The following is a 15886-nucleotide window of genomic DNA, read 5'->3' on the forward strand; positions in this document are numbered from 1 at the left end:
TAATACTTCACCTCAAAATTTATCCTTTCATAATTTTAGTTTGTTAGTGATTTGGTAGCTGCTCTTGCAAACTTAATAACGTCCTCAGTTGGTACGTCATAATTATTGCCTTGCCACCAGTAAAAGGTCCCGATAATAGCCCCACTCAATACATAAGCAAGCATCTCAGGATTATCAGACTTTTGCAGCGCCGTTACAATCGGATCATTAGTCTCAAGATTACGCCGCTCTAAAAGAACCTGACTTAAAATATTTAAAATTTCGGTATACAAAGAGCTTCGTGCACTATTAGGTGCTAAATGACGGATAACATCCTTATTTTTATCAATGTATGATAATAATTGCTTAATAATGTCATCTTCAGAATCTGTATTCTCCGTCAATTTGTTAATTTGTGCATTTAACGTTTGTTCTAAGAGATCGTACTTATCACTAAAATAGCGATAAAAACTGCTCCGGTGCATCAATGCTTCTTTACAAATTTGATCAACCGTCAAACTTTCAAAAGAATTTTTCTCTAATAACGTTATCAATGCATTTTCAAAGTCACGAATAGTTCTCGTAACACGCATAACTCTTCCCTCCCCAAATAATACAAATTTAACATGATTATTCTAACTTGTTGCAATTCAGCACAACAGGGGTAATTAAAGATAATCATTTCAAAATAAGACAAAGATAGCTATTTGTTCATAAATAGACTTTTGTTTGTCCCTTAATCAAACGAAAACTATAATATGCTCCTAAATTTAACTGGTCAAGCGTGTCATCAATAACTTTATGGGTCTTTCATAAATAAAATAATTATTAACTTGCTAAATCTCTTCTCTAAAATACGGTATAATAAAAGTATCAAAGCTATGTGATTGGAGGCTTCATAATGGCAAAAACTAAAAAACATTTAACTAAATCCAAAGATAAAGTATTTCTTGGTGTCTTTGGGGGTATCGCTGATTACTTCGGTCTTGATGAAACCCTCGTGCGGATAATCGGAATTCTCATTTTCGTCTTTACCGGTTTTTTCCCGCTAGGAGTCTTCTACCTCTTAGCTGCCCTCGTAATGCCTGAATATAATGGTAATAAGACAAACAATGATGACAATATCGTCGACGGTGAATTCAGAGAAAAATAATGTTGATTGCAGCAAAAAAGCTGAGGTTGGGAGAAATTCCAATCTCAGCTTCTTTTAAGCATTATTTCGTTGTTTATAAGCTACTTGAACTTGTAGTCCATAATCTTCTTCCGTTAAAATTGTTGAGCCGCTTCGCCCTGCAATCTTATTCGGGCCCCCAGTAACAACTACTGCTGCAAGATACAATTGATACTTATCATGAGCAGTATGGACATCGGTTAGGCCGATTTTGGTAATATGACCAACCGGGCGTCGTTCCATTTGATTCATCCCGATATAAATTTCAAGACGGTGTCGCAACTCATCATGAACCAATTCAAAGTATGGCGGAACAGATTGTGAATTCAAAGCCGTAACTGGTTTTTCAGTTGCCTGATATTGTTCAACGATTTCTTTTTCACTCAGGCCATCATAGCCGTTAACAAACACACCCTCCATTAATAGTTGGTCAACAACACGTTGTAAATTATGCTGTTCATGTTCGTCAATTGCTACTGCTGCTGGGATCGTGTCGGCATTAGCAAACAAGCCATTTGACCGGTTTGCCAATTCTGCCGCTAGTCGTTGTTGTGCATCAAGAGGGGTCTTAGCTTTGCCGTCCTCAAATTTTTGACCAGTAATCTTTGCGACACGCGGTGAAATAAAATCAAATCGTGAAGTCTTCTCAAGAAAGTAAAAGACGAAATTAAGATAGATAAAATATGTTAATCCAATCACTGCTAAGCCATATAACAATGCCCGTAGCCAAACATGATTCATAAAGAGTCGGAACGTAACATAAACTAAATAAATATCGCCTAGTGAAGCAATAATGATATAAATACGACTCTTTAACTTTACATCAAGGTTAAAGTAACTCAATGACGAGTTAATCATATCAAGAAAACTAAACATTAATAACCCGCCTCCTTATCATTCAGTCGTAGTTGTTCCGGTAGTATTACCACCAGTCGTGTCCTGTGTCGTTGTATTATTGTTAGTTGTTGTACCAGTTGATTGTGAGGTACTGTTTCGATTAGCACTCGTACTTTCATTTGTATTTGCTGATCGATTTGTCGATGTTTCTGTGCCAGTGTTTCCTGCTGACCGTGTAGTTTGATTAGTATCCCCAGTATCATTCGCTGTATTGTTGCTATTACTTGTCCGGGTAGTTGATGAGCTACTTGCACTTTCATCATCATCATTATCACGATCGCTTTGTGAATTCCGACTTGATTGATTGCTTTCGTCATCACCTGATTGCTGAAATTGGCGACTTGTTGATACTGATGTTACTTTTGCACCTTCAGAAGTATGCGTTGCCTTGTTAACCACTACATTGGTGGCACCCAACGCAAGTACCAATGATACAAGTGCAAAGGGGGTTACTAATGGCGGTATCTTTGCTCCCATGTCTCATTCTCCTTTTCCAGAGTATATAATACACGAAAACTGGCCCAATAAATATGAATTTATTGTAAAGATTTTTTCTGGCATTGGGCACATATTCCGTGCAATTCAAAACGATGCCCAGTGATTTTAACTCCTGGCAACTGCTTTTCAAAGAATTTCTTATCAATTGGTGGCATTTGAATCTCTTGAACTCGTCCGCAAATATCACAAATAAAATGATGGTGATGCGTAAAATCACATGAATATTTAACCTGCATCTGATCATGATGTTGACGCAATTCGACAATACCCAGTTTCTCAAATTCTTTGAAATTTCGATAAATAGTATCGTGACTTAATCCAGGGAATTGTTCTCGAAGATATTGGTCAATTTCTACAATATTAAAGTAACGATCAGGGTGTCGCGCAACTGATTCAATCATCATTTTACGTTGCTTAGTCCACCGCAAATGATGATCTTTAATAATGGTCTGTGCTTGATCAATTAATTTCTCCAATATTTTCCCTCCCGATTAGAGATGATATTGTAACATATTTTAGTTCTTTTTGGATAATATCTGCCTAACAATTACATCTATTTGTTGTTTGGTATTTTTCCACTGGTCGTTAACTACGACATGCGCGATCCCTTTTAAAGCCGCTGGCAGGGCAAGATCACGGTGGTACTCTTTGCTATGCAAGCGAGAATGAATTGCACTCAATTTATCGCCCCGCAGTGTCATTCGCTTAGCTAAAGAAGCCATATGGGTAACGGTCAAGAAAATAATTACTGCTTGGGCACCAAGTTGTTGATGGTAAGTAATCGCGCCAGCTGTGTCAAGAACAATCACGTCATTTTTTCCTTGTTCCCATCCTTCTGCTAAGCCTTCTAATGAAGAACCGTATTGAAATTGGTCATAAGTGACTTGCTCAAGCAAATGGAGTTTCTTCAGGGAAGATGGTGTTTCAAAATGATAGTCTACCCCATCTTGTTCTCCCGGACGTGGCAGCCGGGTCGTATGGGTAATTACCCGGTGCATATCATAATGATCTTGTAGGTAGTTAGCGACCGTTGTTTTGCCGGACCCCGCTGCCCCTGTCACAATAAACACATACTTATTATTTTTCATAATTGTTTATTTTAAATGATCGTTAACTTGATCTAACAGTTCTTTTAAATTCTCGTAGGTTAACCGTTCACGAGCATCTTGATAATTGAACCATCCACAATTCTTAATCTCTTCTGCTTGCAGATGAATGTCTTCTTTGTTATTTAACTCGGCAGTATAAAGGGTCATTTGCTTATGATTGCCATTTGGTAAGTCGTATTCGGTATACACCTTAAAACTTGTATCAATTGGTAATTCTAATTGCGTTTCTTCTTTTATTTCACGAATTGCTGTTTCTTCTAGTGATTCATCGCCTTCAACGTGACCTTTGGGGAAGCCCCAGAAGTGTCCCTTATTTTGACTTTCTAAGAGTAAATACTCGATCCCGTTTTCGCCTTGACGATATACAACTGCTCCACTAGTAACTTCTATTGCCATTTTTATCCCTCTTTTGTAATTAAATTTCTCTAATTTACTTTTAATATTAACTAAGGTATCATTATTAATTATAAACGTGACGAACCATTTCGGCACGTACAATTTATTATAGCAAAGGTGGGTTAAAGATGAGCTTAAACATTATGCGAAAAGAAAGTCTCGATCGGTATCTTGGTGAAGACAAGCTTTTCGTTAAATCAATGAATGCTCGTGATCTCATGGCAATTGGGATCGGTACTGTTATTGGTACTGGGATTTTCATTCTCCCTGGAACAATTGCCGCAAATTCAGCTGGACCAGGAGTGTCATTGTCATTTCTGTTTTCAGCGATTGTCTGTGCGCTAGCTGCAATGTGTTATGCTGAGTTTGCTTCTGCATTACCAGTTGCTGGGAGTGCATACTCGTACGGAAATGTAGTGTTTTGTGAATTCCTTGGCTGGTTGCTTGGATGGGCATTAGTTCTTGAATACATGTTAGCTGTTGCATCTGTTTCTACAGGTTGGGCAGCCTACTTCAATACATTACTTGAAGGATTTGGTATTCATCTTCCTAAAGCACTCTCAGGTCCATTTGATCCAGCCCATGGTACCTACATAAATATCGTGGCGGTTGTAATTGTTCTTTTAATTACAGTAATGCTTGCACGGGGGATGCAATCTTCACTGCGTATCAACAACATTGCTGTTTTCCTTAAGATTGCAATTATCTTGATCTTTATTATTGTTGGTTTCTTCTTCATCAAGCCCAAAAATTACCATCCATTCCTTCCATACCACATGAAGGGTGTTATTCACGGGGCAACGATTGGTTTCTTTGCTTATCTTGGGTTCGACTGTGTTTCTAGTTCAGCCGCCGAAGTTAAGAATCCTAAACGGAATATGCCGCTGGGAATTATTGGGACACTTGCTGTTGCAACCATCTTATATACTGGTGTTGCCGTAGTCCTAACTGGGATGGTTAAGTACACCAAACTTGATGTTGCTAATCCAGTGGCATTCGCCTTACAGATGGTTCATCAAGACTGGTTGGCAGAATTATTATCAATTGGGGCTTTGATCGGAATGTTCACAATGATGGTTTCGATGATCTATTCTAGTTCTCGTTTGATCTATGCAATTGGTCGTGACGGTCTGCTTCCTTCATTCTTAGGCAAGCTTGATGAAAAAAGTCACTCGCCACAAATTGCATTATGGATCGTGGCGATTATTATCGCTATCATGGGCGGACTTGTTTCTCTTGATCAACTTACAAGTTTAGTTAACATCGGAACCTTGTTTGCTTTCATGCTCGTTTCATTTGGAATTATTCCGCTTCGTAAGCGAAAGGATATCGGTAATCGTGGGGGCTTTAAGGTTCCCCTCTACCCTGTTCTTCCAATTCTTTCTGGTCTTGCCTGCCTTGGCATGATGACCCAGTTGCAAAAAGAAACGTACATTGGCGCAGCGATTTGGTTTGGAATTGGAATTGTCATCTACTTCACTTACGGCTACTGGCACAGTAAGTTAGCAGATAAGAATTAATAGCAAAAAGTTAAGCAGAGAGTGAGATTGATTTTTTCTTACTCTCTTTTTTATTTGAAACAGCAATTTGCATTAAATACCATTTTTTTGTTAAGGTAGTATTACTTACTTTTTTTATTCACAAGGAGGAATCAATTAGTTAGGCCAAATTTTGATCACATATGCCTAATTTTTTATGGAATATACAAAGAAGAATTACAAAAAAGCACCTTTATCATCAATTCACTTTCGAATATATTTTGCCCTCGCTCTTGGACAAATTGCTTGTGGTTTTGCTCTTGGAATTAGTGGAACCGCACTTTCCCAAGCAACTGATTATATCAATATCCCCGACTTTTGGGTTGGCCTAATTGGTGCTGGGAGTTTAATTGGACTTGCTGGGAGTGCTTTAATGGGTAAAATCGCTGACCAATTTGGCCGACGAAGAATGTTGATGCTCGATATGTATCTTTTTTCTATATTTTCTCTTTTGCAATTAGCAACAATGAATCTTGTTATCCTGTTTATCTTACGGATTTTAATCGGTTTAATGATTGCTATTGACTATACTGTTGGGAATGCTCTATTGGTAGAATGGTTACCAGTAAAAGAAAGCGGCCGCCTACAGAGCCAACTAATCGTTTACTGGACAATTGGCTTTATTACTTCATACATTGCAGGAATTTTAATAACAGGGTTTGGCACTCATAATTGGCAAGTTATCCTTGCATCAAGTGTCGTTCCAGGACTGATGGCTGCAATCTATCGGTCAATCTTCCGGATTCCGGCATCCCCGAGCTGGTTAGCAAGTCAAGGTAAGAATAAAACTGCTCAAAAACTAATTCAAAAACACCTTGGGAAAAAATGGGGATTATCATTAAAACAAATTCGTAGTAAAAAACCAAAAGCTGTCTCTCTTAAAACCCTCTTTAATCCCCCTTATCGCCGAAAAACCATTGTTGGTGGCTTATTCTATGCTTGTCAGGCATTTTCATTTTTCGGTATCAGTATCTTCTTACCAATTCTCCTAAAAAGTATGGATCTTGGTAATAACAACCTCTCTGGGATTATCTATAATAGTTGCGTCCTTATCGGCGTAATTTTCGGTAGTTTAATCTTCAAGATTCTTAGCAGGCGGATGTTTTTGGTAAGAACATTTTTCCTTTCAGCAGCAGCCCTTATCTTATTAATAATTGGCAATAACTTTTCATCTTTCTTCCAAATTAGCGTTTTTGCGATCTTTGCGATAGTCTTATCTTCAGGACTTGTCCTTGATTATCCATATCCAACAGAACTATTTGATGTTAAGGTTCGAGCCAGTGGAGTTGGTACTTGTATCACTATCAGTCGTTTTGGGGCTGCTAGTGGAACATTCTTATTACCAATCTTAACTCATCTTGGCGGTCCCATTTTAGCAATGCTAGTTTGTACTCTTGTTTTACTTATAGGTGGTACTATCTGTCTTTTATGGGCACCTGAAACTTCACCAAAATATATTTAACATTAATAATAGAATGGCCGGGAAAATTTTAAATTTTTCACCGACCATTTTTAGTTTTAAACATCAATCCAATAGACTAATCAATTTTTAACAAATAAATACTTACGATCATGATAAATCACAAAAATACCAGTAATAACAAATAAAGTAATCATGCTGACTCGCAAGTAAAACATCTCGCGACTATATTGCAGCTCCTGTTGGTGATCGATATACGGGATAAGGAGCGCACTCTTATTATCAAGTTGAAAATATGAAATTAATTCCAAAGCACCAAATAAAATAATTTGATTACAAAGCGAACCAAATACGGATAGTTTTTGATCAATACTGCTATATTTATCGGGAACTTGTTTTCGTGCCCACTTTCCTAATAAGATGGCACAAAAGACTGTTATAGCTGTTCCAAGCAAATATAGGTAATCGGTATACGTTAAGAATAAGCCAAGAGTAAGACAGATAAGGGCGGTTTTATAGCGAGTAGTTAATGGAAGCTTTTGCAATTTAGGACTCAATGCGCCCACTAACATTCCCGAAAGCATCAATTCGATAAAGACAATGAAAATCCAATAAGCTTTATTCTGTTGAAAAGCAAATAGTAAAGTATAGATAATGACATAATTCTTGATCGCTCCGAGCCAAATACGAAATAGTTTAAAAGGTTGTCCCAGAATATTTCGTAGTTCAAGAATAATCCCAATAATTGCTAGCACGATTAGGGCCCAACTAAAATCAGAAATTCGCCCCGTCTTCTTAAAGAAACTAATAATAAAAACAACGGTAAGCACGGCGATGGCAGGAAAAGCCGTTTTTAAATTAAAAGAGAATTTTAAATCCAATGGTGTCTTATCTCGTTTAACAACAACGTAAGCGTAAATAACTTCAAGGCCCAGGAAAAAAGTATAAAAAACAAAACCGACAACTAACGGCAGCTTCATCAGTAAAATCCCGAGAGCGATCAGTCCGATAATTACACTAAAGCCCGCGATAACATTTACTCGCTTCAAATCAATCTCGGAAATTTCCTTATTGGGATCGCCCAGCAATTTTAACCCCGTCACGCCAAAACCGATCAAGATCGCCGCCAAGCTAGCAAGCCACTCAAATCGAAAATAAATCCCAATAGAAGCAAGGACTCCCCCAATAAAAGCAATAACTGAACAAAACTTAGTAACACCAGACCAAGAAGCTAAATTTAGGCGTCCATCGAGAATAAAGGGCATTACTTTTTCAACGGTGTAAACAAAAATGAACGGCCAAACAAATGTGATTATATTTGCATGAGCAATGATAGAGAATGCAAATAGCAACGTTGGAAATAGAATATAGCTTCGAGCAACAAATTCATGGTTAATTGCTAAAATTTTCTTCATAAGCAGCCTCCGATCATTTTGCCTTTTATTTTTAGTAAACCACATCCCCTTATAAAAGAAAAAGAATAGGACTCCTAACATGATTTTTAATGCCAAGAGTCCGATTCTTTTTTATAACTATTTAGCAAACATCTTAAATTCTAAAAACAAATCATTATATTCGCCTAAAACGCGTAATGGCAAATCACGATATACTTGCAAATGCTTCATCGTTGTTTCAGGAGGATAGAAAGCTTTGTCATCGGTAATTTTCTTGGGTAATTCTTTTTTAGCCGCTTTATTTGGTGTCGCGTATCCAACGTATTGAGCATTTTGAGCCGCGTTTTGGGGATCTAACATAAAGTTAATAAATTCGTAAGCCGCCTTTTTATTACGTGCTGCTTTAGGGATCACCATGTTATCAAACCATATATTGCTCCCTTCGCTTGGCACAACATAGTGAAGGTGCGGATTAATATTCATCATTTCGCGCGCGTCACCAGAATAGGTCACACCCACGGCTGCTTCATTTTGCTCCATGTACATCTTCATCTCATCAGCAATAATCGCTTTTACATTGGGCGTCAACTGCTTTAAATGGGCCTGCGCAAGCTTCAACTGCTGGTAGTTGGTCGTATTAACAGAATGATGCTGAGTAATAAGGGCAACCGCAAACACATCCCGTGCACTATCAATCAACATGACATTATTCTTTAAACGCGGATTCCAAAGTTGTTCCCAATGTTGGACGTCTTTGCCATTTACTTTTTGATCATTATAGATAATACCTAACGTTCCCCAAAAGTATGGCACAGAATAACGATTGTCGGGGTCAAAAGAACGATTTAAGAATTGCGGATCAATATACTTAAGGTTAGGTAATTTCCGATGGTTAAGAGGTGCAATTAAATGCTCCTTTTTCATCCGTTGAACAGTGTATTCACTTGGCACAACGACATCATAATTAGTCCCACCTTGCCGAATCTTGGTTAACATTGATTCGTTGCTATCAAAGGTTTCATAATCAACATGATAGCCAGTTTGATGTTCAAATTTCGTTATCAATGCTGGGTCAATATAGTCTCCCCAATTGTAAATGGTCAGTGTTTGTTTACCACCACCAGTTTTTTGCTGGTTAAAAGCAACGTCCCCAAGCGCTAGCAAGATACAAATAACGACAATCGCGAGGAACGCAGTAAATATCTTTTTCATTGTGCATCCCCCTCTTTAACAGCCACAATCCGTGTCCGTCGACCGCCCCGTTTACTAATAAGGTAATAGCCAATTACTAACAGAAGTGAAACAATAAACATCAACGTAGAGAGGGCATTGATTTCAAGATTGATTCCTTGCCGCGCCCGCGAATATATTTCCACCGATAACGTTGAGAAGCCATTTCCAGTAACAAAGAAGGTCACAGCAAAGTCATCAAGTGAATAAGTAAAAGCCATAAAATAGCCCGCAAAAATACCCGGGGCAATTGATGGAAGGATTACCCGGGAAAGAACTTGCCAGCGACTGGCCCCTAAATCATAGGCAGCATCTACTAATGTTGGAGACATTTCATTTAATTTTGGCAAAACCATTAAAACAACAATCGGGATACAAAAGGCAATATGGCTTAAGAGGACTGAGACAAAGCCTAGTCTTACCCCCAGCATGGTGAAAAAGATTAAAAAGCTTGCCCCAATAATTACATCGGGCGAGACCATTAAAACATTATTTAAGGATAATAAACTATTCTTCCACGGGCGCCGTGCATCCTTAATTGCCAAGGCTCCTAATGTTCCGATAATCGTTGCTAATAGTGACGCCAAAAATGCTACTAACAAGGTATTGATAACAATGGTAATCATTCGCGTATCCGCAAGCAAATCCGCATAGTGTTGCCAAGAAAAGCCATGGTATTTTTCCATTGTTTGTCCGCTGCTAAAGGAAAAAACAACTAGATACAAAATTGGCGCATATAAGATCACAAAAACTAATGCCAGGTATGCTTTTCCCCATGACCATCGCTGCTTTTTCATTAATGGCGTCCTCCTTTCTGTTTCTTATCACCAGTCATAAACATAATAATAAACATTGCGATAATCAGCACCACCCCAATCGTTGAACCCATTCCCCAATTTTGCGTTGTGAGGAAATGTTCTTCAATCGCAGTCCCTAAAGTAATTACACGATTTCCACCAATCAAGCGGGTAATCATAAAGAGTGAAAGCGATGGAATAAAAACTGCCTGAATTCCAGCTTTTACTCCCGGCATAGAAAGCGGCCAAATCACCCGACGAAAGGTTTGCCAATGAGTAGCGCCCAAGTCATAGCTAGCATTTATTAGTGACGGGTTAATTTCAGCCAGGTTATTGAAAATCGGCAACACCATAAACGGAATTTCAATATAAGCAGCCACAAACATAAAACTGGCATCCGTGAACAAAAGCTGATGACTCCCAAGGCCCATAAACTGGAGGAAACCGTTAATTGTCCCGGTTCGACTAAACAAGCCAATAAACGCATACGTCTTCAATAATAAGTTGATCCATGTTGGCAAAATTACCAGCAATAGCCAAAACTGCTTGTTAGGCAATCTATTCAAAACATAAGCAGTGGGATAACTAATCACTAATGTCACAAGGGTAATCAAAAAGGCATACCAAACAGAATTAAGCGTCATCTTAAGATAAACACCTGATGTCAGATATTCAGCATAGTTATTAAGGGTCAGCTGGCCATTGATATTAAAAAATGATTGATAAAGTATCAATACCAATGGAGCAATCACAAATAGGATAATCCACAATGCATATGGGACGATAAACATCGCTTTTTGCCGCATTAGTCCCCCTCCTCATAGCTATCAAGGCGAGCATCAAAATCTTCTTCACTTTCGTTATACCGCATAACGTGAATATCTTCGGGATCAAATGTAATCCCTACTTTAGCCCCGACCTTTGTTTTATGAATAGAATTGATTTTCCACTTATGGTTACGTTGGTCAATCACCGTAATTTGATAATCAACGCCACGGAAAAGCTGGGTTTCAACGGTGCCGACTAATTTTCCTTTTTCAACCGTCGTAATGTCAAGATCTTCTGGCCGGATGACAACTTCAACCTTTTCGTTTGGTTTCATCCCCGCGTCAACACAATCAAAGTCTTGACCATTGATTGAAACTACATAGTCTTTTTTCATAATGCCTGGAACAATATTGCTTTCGCCGATAAAATCAGCCACAAAATGGTTAAGTGGTTCATCATAAATATCAACGGGGGTCCCACTCTGCTGAATCTTACCATCATTAATAATCATAATCTGGTCACTCATGGCTAATGCTTCTTCTTGGTCATGGGTAACAAAGATAAAAGTAATCCCTAGCCGCCGTTGTAATTGCCGCAATTCGGTCTGCATTTGAACTCGTAACTTATGGTCCAACGCAGATAAGGCTTCATCCAACAATAGTACTTTCGGCTTATTAACTATTGCCCGGGCAATAGCAACTCGCTGTCTTTGTCCACCAGACATTGCGGTAATTTCCCGATCACCATAGCCATCTAATTGAACCAGGTGCAAAGCTTCTTTTACGCGTTGTTTAATTTCCGCTTTTTTGACACCCTTAATCTGTAATCCAAAGGCAACGTTTTCTGCCACATTCATATGAGGGAAAAGGGCGTAATCTTGAAAGACGGTATTGACTTGCCGTTGATTGGCGGGAATATCATTGATTTGCTTTCCATCAAAATAAATTTTCCCGCTACTAGGATGATCAAAACCAGCAATTAAGCGCAAAATTGTTGTCTTTCCTGATCCCGATGGTCCTAATAAGGTATAGAATTTACCGGCCTCAATTTCAAAGCTTATATCACGCAACACAACGTTATCATCATACTGTTTACTTACATGCTGAAATTCCATTATGTTTTTTACCATCAGCGTTTCCCCAATCATCATTTTTTAAACTAAGTCTTAGTATAAAGTATACGCCTTAAATCGCAACACTGTTTATCCTAAGCAAATTATTATAAAAGTGCGATAATTAATATATCAAATTTTATACGAGGTGTTCCAGATGAAAATCAATCAATTTAGTATTACTTCAACTACACCACAAGCACGGCGCCAAGAATTAATGCAGATTCACTTGCTTCGGAAAAACGAAGAACAAACTTTGACACCGAACGCAATGTTTGAAACTTTCTTAGCACGCATTCATATGGCAAGTGCCCAGCCGATCGTCACTAAACAGTGGCTTCATGACCTCTTAGCTACCCCTGACCTTGCTCTTGATGATTGGTTTGACCAAAATCAAATATTAACCGATGAAGTATTTTACCTCGTCGCTCTCCAACTACTCGATTTTGAGGCCGCAGTTGATTTTGACATTACAGCTTCCCTTGCTACAGTTAAGAAAATTGGCTTGCCAGTCGAATCACATCAAAAATGGACAACCGCAAACGTTATCGATGCTTTTTACCTTCTTTTAAATACTCATAACAAAAATGGTCAATCGCTTATTGATCATTTAACGGCAGAGGGCTTTATGGCTTGGAGTTACCAACTTCCAGCTGAACAAAAACCGTTCTTTTTCAATGGGAAGCCGCTTGCTAGTTTTGATCCTGCTAAATTCATTCGTGAGGTTGTTTACATTGAGACCGATATGGATACCGATTTTGATGGTAAAGCAGATTTAGTTAAAGCAGAAATTATGCGGCCAATTGAGTCAGACCATGGCTTAAAAGTTCCCGTTGTCTTTACTGCTAGTCCTTATAATCAAGGAACAAACGACGAATGGGGCGAAAAAGCAACGCATAACGTCAATCTTCCTTTGAAGCATAAGGATCCTGATTATCAGGCCCCGACTGAAGAAAAATTTCCGACTGACTTTTCACGCCAAAAAGTTACTGGCGAAAGCCGGCAAGCTACTGAGACGTTTAGTACCACGCCAGCATACACGCTAAATAATTACCTCGCTGCCCGTGGTTATGCGGTTGTTTATTCAGCCGGAATTGGTACCAAAGATTCGGACGGTCTGCAAACGTGTGGTTCTCCAGAACAGACTGATGCGATGAAGGCTGTCGTCGAGTGGCTTCATGGTGATCGGCAAGCCTTTACTGACCGTCATAGCGGTACCACAATCAAGGCGACCTGGTGTAATGGTAAAGTCGCAATGACAGGACGCTCATATCTCGGCACTTTAGCCACCGCTGTCGCAACCACTGGTGTACCAGGCCTCGAAGCAATTATTAGTGAAGCGGCCATTTCCAGCTGGTATGACTATTATCGGGAAAATGGCCTTGTCCGCGCACCGGGTGGCTTTCAAGGGGAAGACGCAGACGTTTTAGCCGATGAAACATTCAGTCGAACCAAACGTCCCGCAGACTACCGCCGAATTGAAAAAGTAAATGATAAATATATTGCTAAAATGCAAGGAGCAATGGATCGAACAACTGGTAATTATAATGAATTCTGGGACCACCGCAATTACCGGCATGATCTCGAAAACATCAAAGCTGCTGTGATGATGGTGCATGGCCTTAATGATACCAACGTCCGTCCTAGCAATGTTAAGGCACTTTATGACGGTATTCAAAGTCTGCCAATTACAAGCAAACTCATCCTTCACCAAGGACAACATATTTATATCAATGCCTTTCGTTCATTAGATTTCTCTGACATGGTTAATCTCTGGCTTGCTAATAAGCTCTGGGGACAAGAAAATCAGGCTGATGATACGTTGCCAAGCGTTCTTGTGCAAGACAATAGCACCCCCGAAACTTGGATCGCATATGATCAATGGACGGCGGGCGAACAGAAACAGTACCAATTTAACGACCATCGTCTAACGAATTTGCCCGGACTAGGAATCCAAAGCTTTAATGACCAACAACCAGAAGAAAAGTACCTTCAATGGTGTAAACAACCCCAAGCATGGGCAAAGGCACTCGTGAAGGATAACGGTCAATTTAGTCGGCGCTTTGTAACTGCTGTATTTAATGATGATACGCTTCTCCGCGGAACACCGACTGTCACCTTAAAAGTAGCTTCTTCGAAAAATTATGGAATGATTAGTGCCCGGCTTGTTGACCTTGGCAGCAGCAAACGCCTTACAATGTCGCCTGTTCTGTTTAATCGTAATGGTCTTGAGCTAGGTTATCACTGGAAGACAGATGATCTTCGTGAATTTAAATTAGCAAAAGAAGCAACTAATTATAAGGTAATCGCAAGTGGGCATATCAATTTGCAAAATCGAAACAATCCAGCACAAGTTGATGAATTAGCCGCTAATCAATTTGTCACTGTTAAGTTTGATCTTCAACCAATTTTCCACCGAATTGTAGCTGGTCATCAATTAGGGATCATTATTTATAGCACTGATTACGAATACACGCTTCGTGGCAACGAACGGATTGAATATCAATTAGCGCTGAATGGCTGTCATCTTAGTATTCCAGGTGTTACTATTTTGAACTAAATGCTCACTAAAAAGACAACGCATTAAAACTAGTTTTAGCAGAATTCAGCTAATTGCGGTAAAATAGTTAGTATTACTAATAAAAAGGAGAGATTCGAGAATGAAACAAGGCACTAAAATTATTACCCTTGATAACGGCTATCATCTATGGACGAATACCCAAGGTGAAGGTGATATTCATTTATTGGCTTTGCATGGGGGTCCTGGTGGCAATCATGAATACTGGGAAGACGCTGCTGAACAATTAAAGAAGCAAGGTCTTAACGTTCAGGTAACAATGTATGATCAATTAGGTTCACTCTATTCTGATCAACCTGATTTTTCTGATCCTGAGATTGCTAAGAAGTACCTTACTTACGAATATTTCCTTGATGAAGTAGATGAAGTACGAGAAAAACTTGGCTTAGACAATTTCTATCTTATCGGTCAAAGTTGGGGTGGCCTTTTAGTTCAAGAATACGCTGTTAAGTATGGGCAACATCTTAAAGGCGCAATTATTTCTTCAATGGTTGACGAAATTGATGAATATGTCGACCGAGTTAATGAATTACGGGAAAAGACTCTTTCTCCAGAAGCGGTTGCCTTTATGAAAGAATGCGAAGCCAAGAATGATTACAGTAATCCTAAGTATCAAGAATACGTTCAAGTAATGAATGAACAATACGTTGACCGGAAGCAGCCATCCAAGCTTTATCATCTTAAAGACCTTGGTGGCACGGCGGTTTACAACGTCTTCCAAGGTGATAACGAATTTGTGATTACCGGTAAGCTCAAAGACTGGCATTTCCGTGATCAATTGAAGAATATTAAGGTGCCAACTTTAATTACATTTGGTGAACATGAAACGATGCCAATCGAAACTGCTAAGACAATGAATAGTCTCATTCCAAATTCACAGCTAGTTACTACTCCCGATGGTGGTCACCACCACATGGTAGATAACCCTGATGTTTATTACAAGCACCTCGCTGACTTTATTCGGAATGTTGAAAATAATACGTTTAATAATTAATAAAAA

The 15886-nt window shown here is 39.0% G+C and carries 16 protein-coding genes; 5 read left to right on the forward strand and 11 right to left on the reverse strand.

Annotation, left to right across the window (positions count from 1 at the left end; translation table 11 throughout):
* Positions 1 to 35 precede the first annotated feature (35 nt).
* Positions 36 to 572, reverse strand: a complete 537-nt coding sequence (locus LREU_RS08535; RefSeq protein WP_003664827.1) for a TetR/AcrR family transcriptional regulator — start codon at positions 570 to 572, stop codon at positions 36 to 38.
* Between the two features lie 308 nt (positions 573 to 880).
* On the opposite strand from LREU_RS08535, the gene LREU_RS08540 reads away from it, so the two are divergent.
* Positions 881 to 1132 carry a PspC domain-containing protein gene (locus LREU_RS08540; protein WP_003669028.1) on the forward strand — a complete coding sequence of 84 codons (252 nt, stop codon included), beginning with the start codon at positions 881 to 883 and terminating at the stop codon, positions 1130 to 1132.
* A gap of 54 nt (positions 1133 to 1186) precedes the next feature.
* On the opposite strand, the gene LREU_RS08545 is transcribed toward LREU_RS08540, so the two are convergent.
* From LREU_RS08545 to LREU_RS08565, 5 genes are read right to left on the reverse strand one after another with little or no spacing between them, the layout of a single operon-like run.
* The gene (locus LREU_RS08545; protein ID WP_003669030.1) at positions 1187 to 2026 is read right to left on the reverse strand and encodes a DUF6681 family protein; all 840 of its coding nucleotides are present in this window, start codon (positions 2024 to 2026) and stop codon (positions 1187 to 1189) included.
* Between the two features lie 18 nt (positions 2027 to 2044).
* The gene (locus LREU_RS08550) at positions 2045 to 2524 is read right to left on the reverse strand and encodes a hypothetical protein (protein ID WP_003669032.1); all 480 of its coding nucleotides are present in this window, start codon (positions 2522 to 2524) and stop codon (positions 2045 to 2047) included.
* 59 nt (positions 2525 to 2583) lie between these two features.
* Positions 2584 to 3021, reverse strand: a complete 438-nt coding sequence (locus tag LREU_RS08555) for a Fur family transcriptional regulator (protein ID WP_003669033.1) — start codon at positions 3019 to 3021, stop codon at positions 2584 to 2586.
* A 39-nt stretch (positions 3022 to 3060) separates the two neighbouring features.
* Complete coding sequence (locus tag LREU_RS08560; protein ID WP_003669035.1) at positions 3061 to 3633, reverse strand: guanylate kinase; 573 nt, start codon at positions 3631 to 3633, stop codon at positions 3061 to 3063.
* Between the two features lie 6 nt (positions 3634 to 3639).
* Entirely contained in the window at positions 3640 to 4050 is a 411-nt protein-coding gene (locus LREU_RS08565) for a bis(5'-nucleosyl)-tetraphosphatase (RefSeq protein WP_011953562.1), read from the reverse strand.
* A 128-nt stretch (positions 4051 to 4178) separates the two neighbouring features.
* On the opposite strand from LREU_RS08565, the gene LREU_RS08570 reads away from it, so the two are divergent.
* Together LREU_RS08570 and LREU_RS08575 are read left to right on the forward strand one after the other, a co-directional pair.
* A complete protein-coding gene (locus tag LREU_RS08570) occupies positions 4179 to 5570 on the forward strand; it encodes an APC family permease (protein ID WP_003669038.1) in 1392 nt (463 codons plus the stop codon).
* A gap of 175 nt (positions 5571 to 5745) precedes the next feature.
* The gene (locus LREU_RS08575; protein WP_003669040.1) at positions 5746 to 7050 is read left to right on the forward strand and encodes an MFS transporter; all 1305 of its coding nucleotides are present in this window, start codon (positions 5746 to 5748) and stop codon (positions 7048 to 7050) included.
* A gap of 80 nt (positions 7051 to 7130) precedes the next feature.
* Here LREU_RS08575 and LREU_RS08580 read toward each other — a convergent pair whose 3' ends face one another.
* From LREU_RS08580 to LREU_RS08600, 5 genes are all read right to left on the reverse strand, one after another.
* On the reverse strand, positions 7131 to 8423 hold the full coding sequence (locus LREU_RS08580; protein WP_011953563.1) for a hypothetical protein: 1293 nt from the start codon (positions 8421 to 8423) through the stop codon (positions 7131 to 7133).
* A 117-nt stretch (positions 8424 to 8540) separates the two neighbouring features.
* Positions 8541 to 9614: an ABC transporter substrate-binding protein gene (locus LREU_RS08585; protein WP_003669042.1), complete on the reverse strand. Its 1074-nt coding sequence runs from the start codon at positions 9612 to 9614 to the stop codon at positions 8541 to 8543.
* Positions 9611 to 10429: an ABC transporter permease gene (locus tag LREU_RS08590; protein WP_003669043.1), complete on the reverse strand. Its 819-nt coding sequence runs from the start codon at positions 10427 to 10429 to the stop codon at positions 9611 to 9613. Before LREU_RS08590 ends, LREU_RS08585 begins: the two co-directional genes overlap by 4 nt.
* Entirely contained in the window at positions 10429 to 11235 is an 807-nt protein-coding gene (locus tag LREU_RS08595) for an ABC transporter permease (protein ID WP_003669044.1), read from the reverse strand. The genes LREU_RS08590 and LREU_RS08595 overlap by 1 nt, the downstream gene beginning before the upstream one ends.
* Positions 11235 to 12326, reverse strand: coding sequence for an ABC transporter ATP-binding protein (locus tag LREU_RS08600; RefSeq protein WP_011953564.1), 1092 nt, complete (start codon positions 12324 to 12326; stop codon positions 11235 to 11237). The genes LREU_RS08595 and LREU_RS08600 overlap by 1 nt, the downstream gene beginning before the upstream one ends.
* Before the next feature lie 139 nt (positions 12327 to 12465).
* Here LREU_RS08600 and LREU_RS08605 point away from each other — a divergent pair, with 139 nt between their 5' ends.
* Positions 12466 to 14868, forward strand: coding sequence for a Xaa-Pro dipeptidyl-peptidase (locus LREU_RS08605; protein ID WP_003669046.1), 2403 nt, complete (start codon positions 12466 to 12468; stop codon positions 14866 to 14868).
* A 100-nt stretch (positions 14869 to 14968) separates the two neighbouring features.
* The gene (locus LREU_RS08610; protein ID WP_003669047.1) at positions 14969 to 15880 is read left to right on the forward strand and encodes a proline-specific peptidase family protein; all 912 of its coding nucleotides are present in this window, start codon (positions 14969 to 14971) and stop codon (positions 15878 to 15880) included.
* Positions 15881 to 15886 lie beyond the last annotated feature (6 nt).

The organism is Limosilactobacillus reuteri subsp. reuteri, assembly GCF_000016825.1.
GTDB lineage: Bacteria > Bacillota > Bacilli > Lactobacillales > Lactobacillaceae > Limosilactobacillus > Limosilactobacillus reuteri.

Coding starts and splice junctions, on each gene's coding strand:
- LREU_RS08575 (WP_003669040.1), top strand. CDS start 5,746: ATGGAATATACAAAGAAGAATTACAAAAAAGCACCTTTATCATCAATT.
- LREU_RS08565 (WP_011953562.1), bottom strand. CDS start 4,050: ATGGCAATAGAAGTTACTAGTGGAGCAGTTGTATATCGTCAAGGCGAA.
- LREU_RS08585 (WP_003669042.1), bottom strand. CDS start 9,614: ATGAAAAAGATATTTACTGCGTTCCTCGCGATTGTCGTTATTTGTATC.
- LREU_RS08580 (WP_011953563.1), bottom strand. CDS start 8,423: ATGAAGAAAATTTTAGCAATTAACCATGAATTTGTTGCTCGAAGCTAT.
- LREU_RS08545 (WP_003669030.1), bottom strand. CDS start 2,026: ATGTTTAGTTTTCTTGATATGATTAACTCGTCATTGAGTTACTTTAAC.
- LREU_RS08600 (WP_011953564.1), bottom strand. CDS start 12,326: ATGGTAAAAAACATAATGGAATTTCAGCATGTAAGTAAACAGTATGAT.
- LREU_RS08550 (WP_003669032.1), bottom strand. CDS start 2,524: ATGGGAGCAAAGATACCGCCATTAGTAACCCCCTTTGCACTTGTATCA.
- LREU_RS08540 (WP_003669028.1), top strand. CDS start 881: ATGGCAAAAACTAAAAAACATTTAACTAAATCCAAAGATAAAGTATTT.
- LREU_RS08570 (WP_003669038.1), top strand. CDS start 4,179: ATGAGCTTAAACATTATGCGAAAAGAAAGTCTCGATCGGTATCTTGGT.
- LREU_RS08605 (WP_003669046.1), top strand. CDS start 12,466: ATGAAAATCAATCAATTTAGTATTACTTCAACTACACCACAAGCACGG.
- LREU_RS08595 (WP_003669044.1), bottom strand. CDS start 11,235: ATGCGGCAAAAAGCGATGTTTATCGTCCCATATGCATTGTGGATTATC.
- LREU_RS08590 (WP_003669043.1), bottom strand. CDS start 10,429: ATGAAAAAGCAGCGATGGTCATGGGGAAAAGCATACCTGGCATTAGTT.
- LREU_RS08610 (WP_003669047.1), top strand. CDS start 14,969: ATGAAACAAGGCACTAAAATTATTACCCTTGATAACGGCTATCATCTA.
- LREU_RS08535 (WP_003664827.1), bottom strand. CDS start 572: ATGCGTGTTACGAGAACTATTCGTGACTTTGAAAATGCATTGATAACG.
- LREU_RS08560 (WP_003669035.1), bottom strand. CDS start 3,633: ATGAAAAATAATAAGTATGTGTTTATTGTGACAGGGGCAGCGGGGTCC.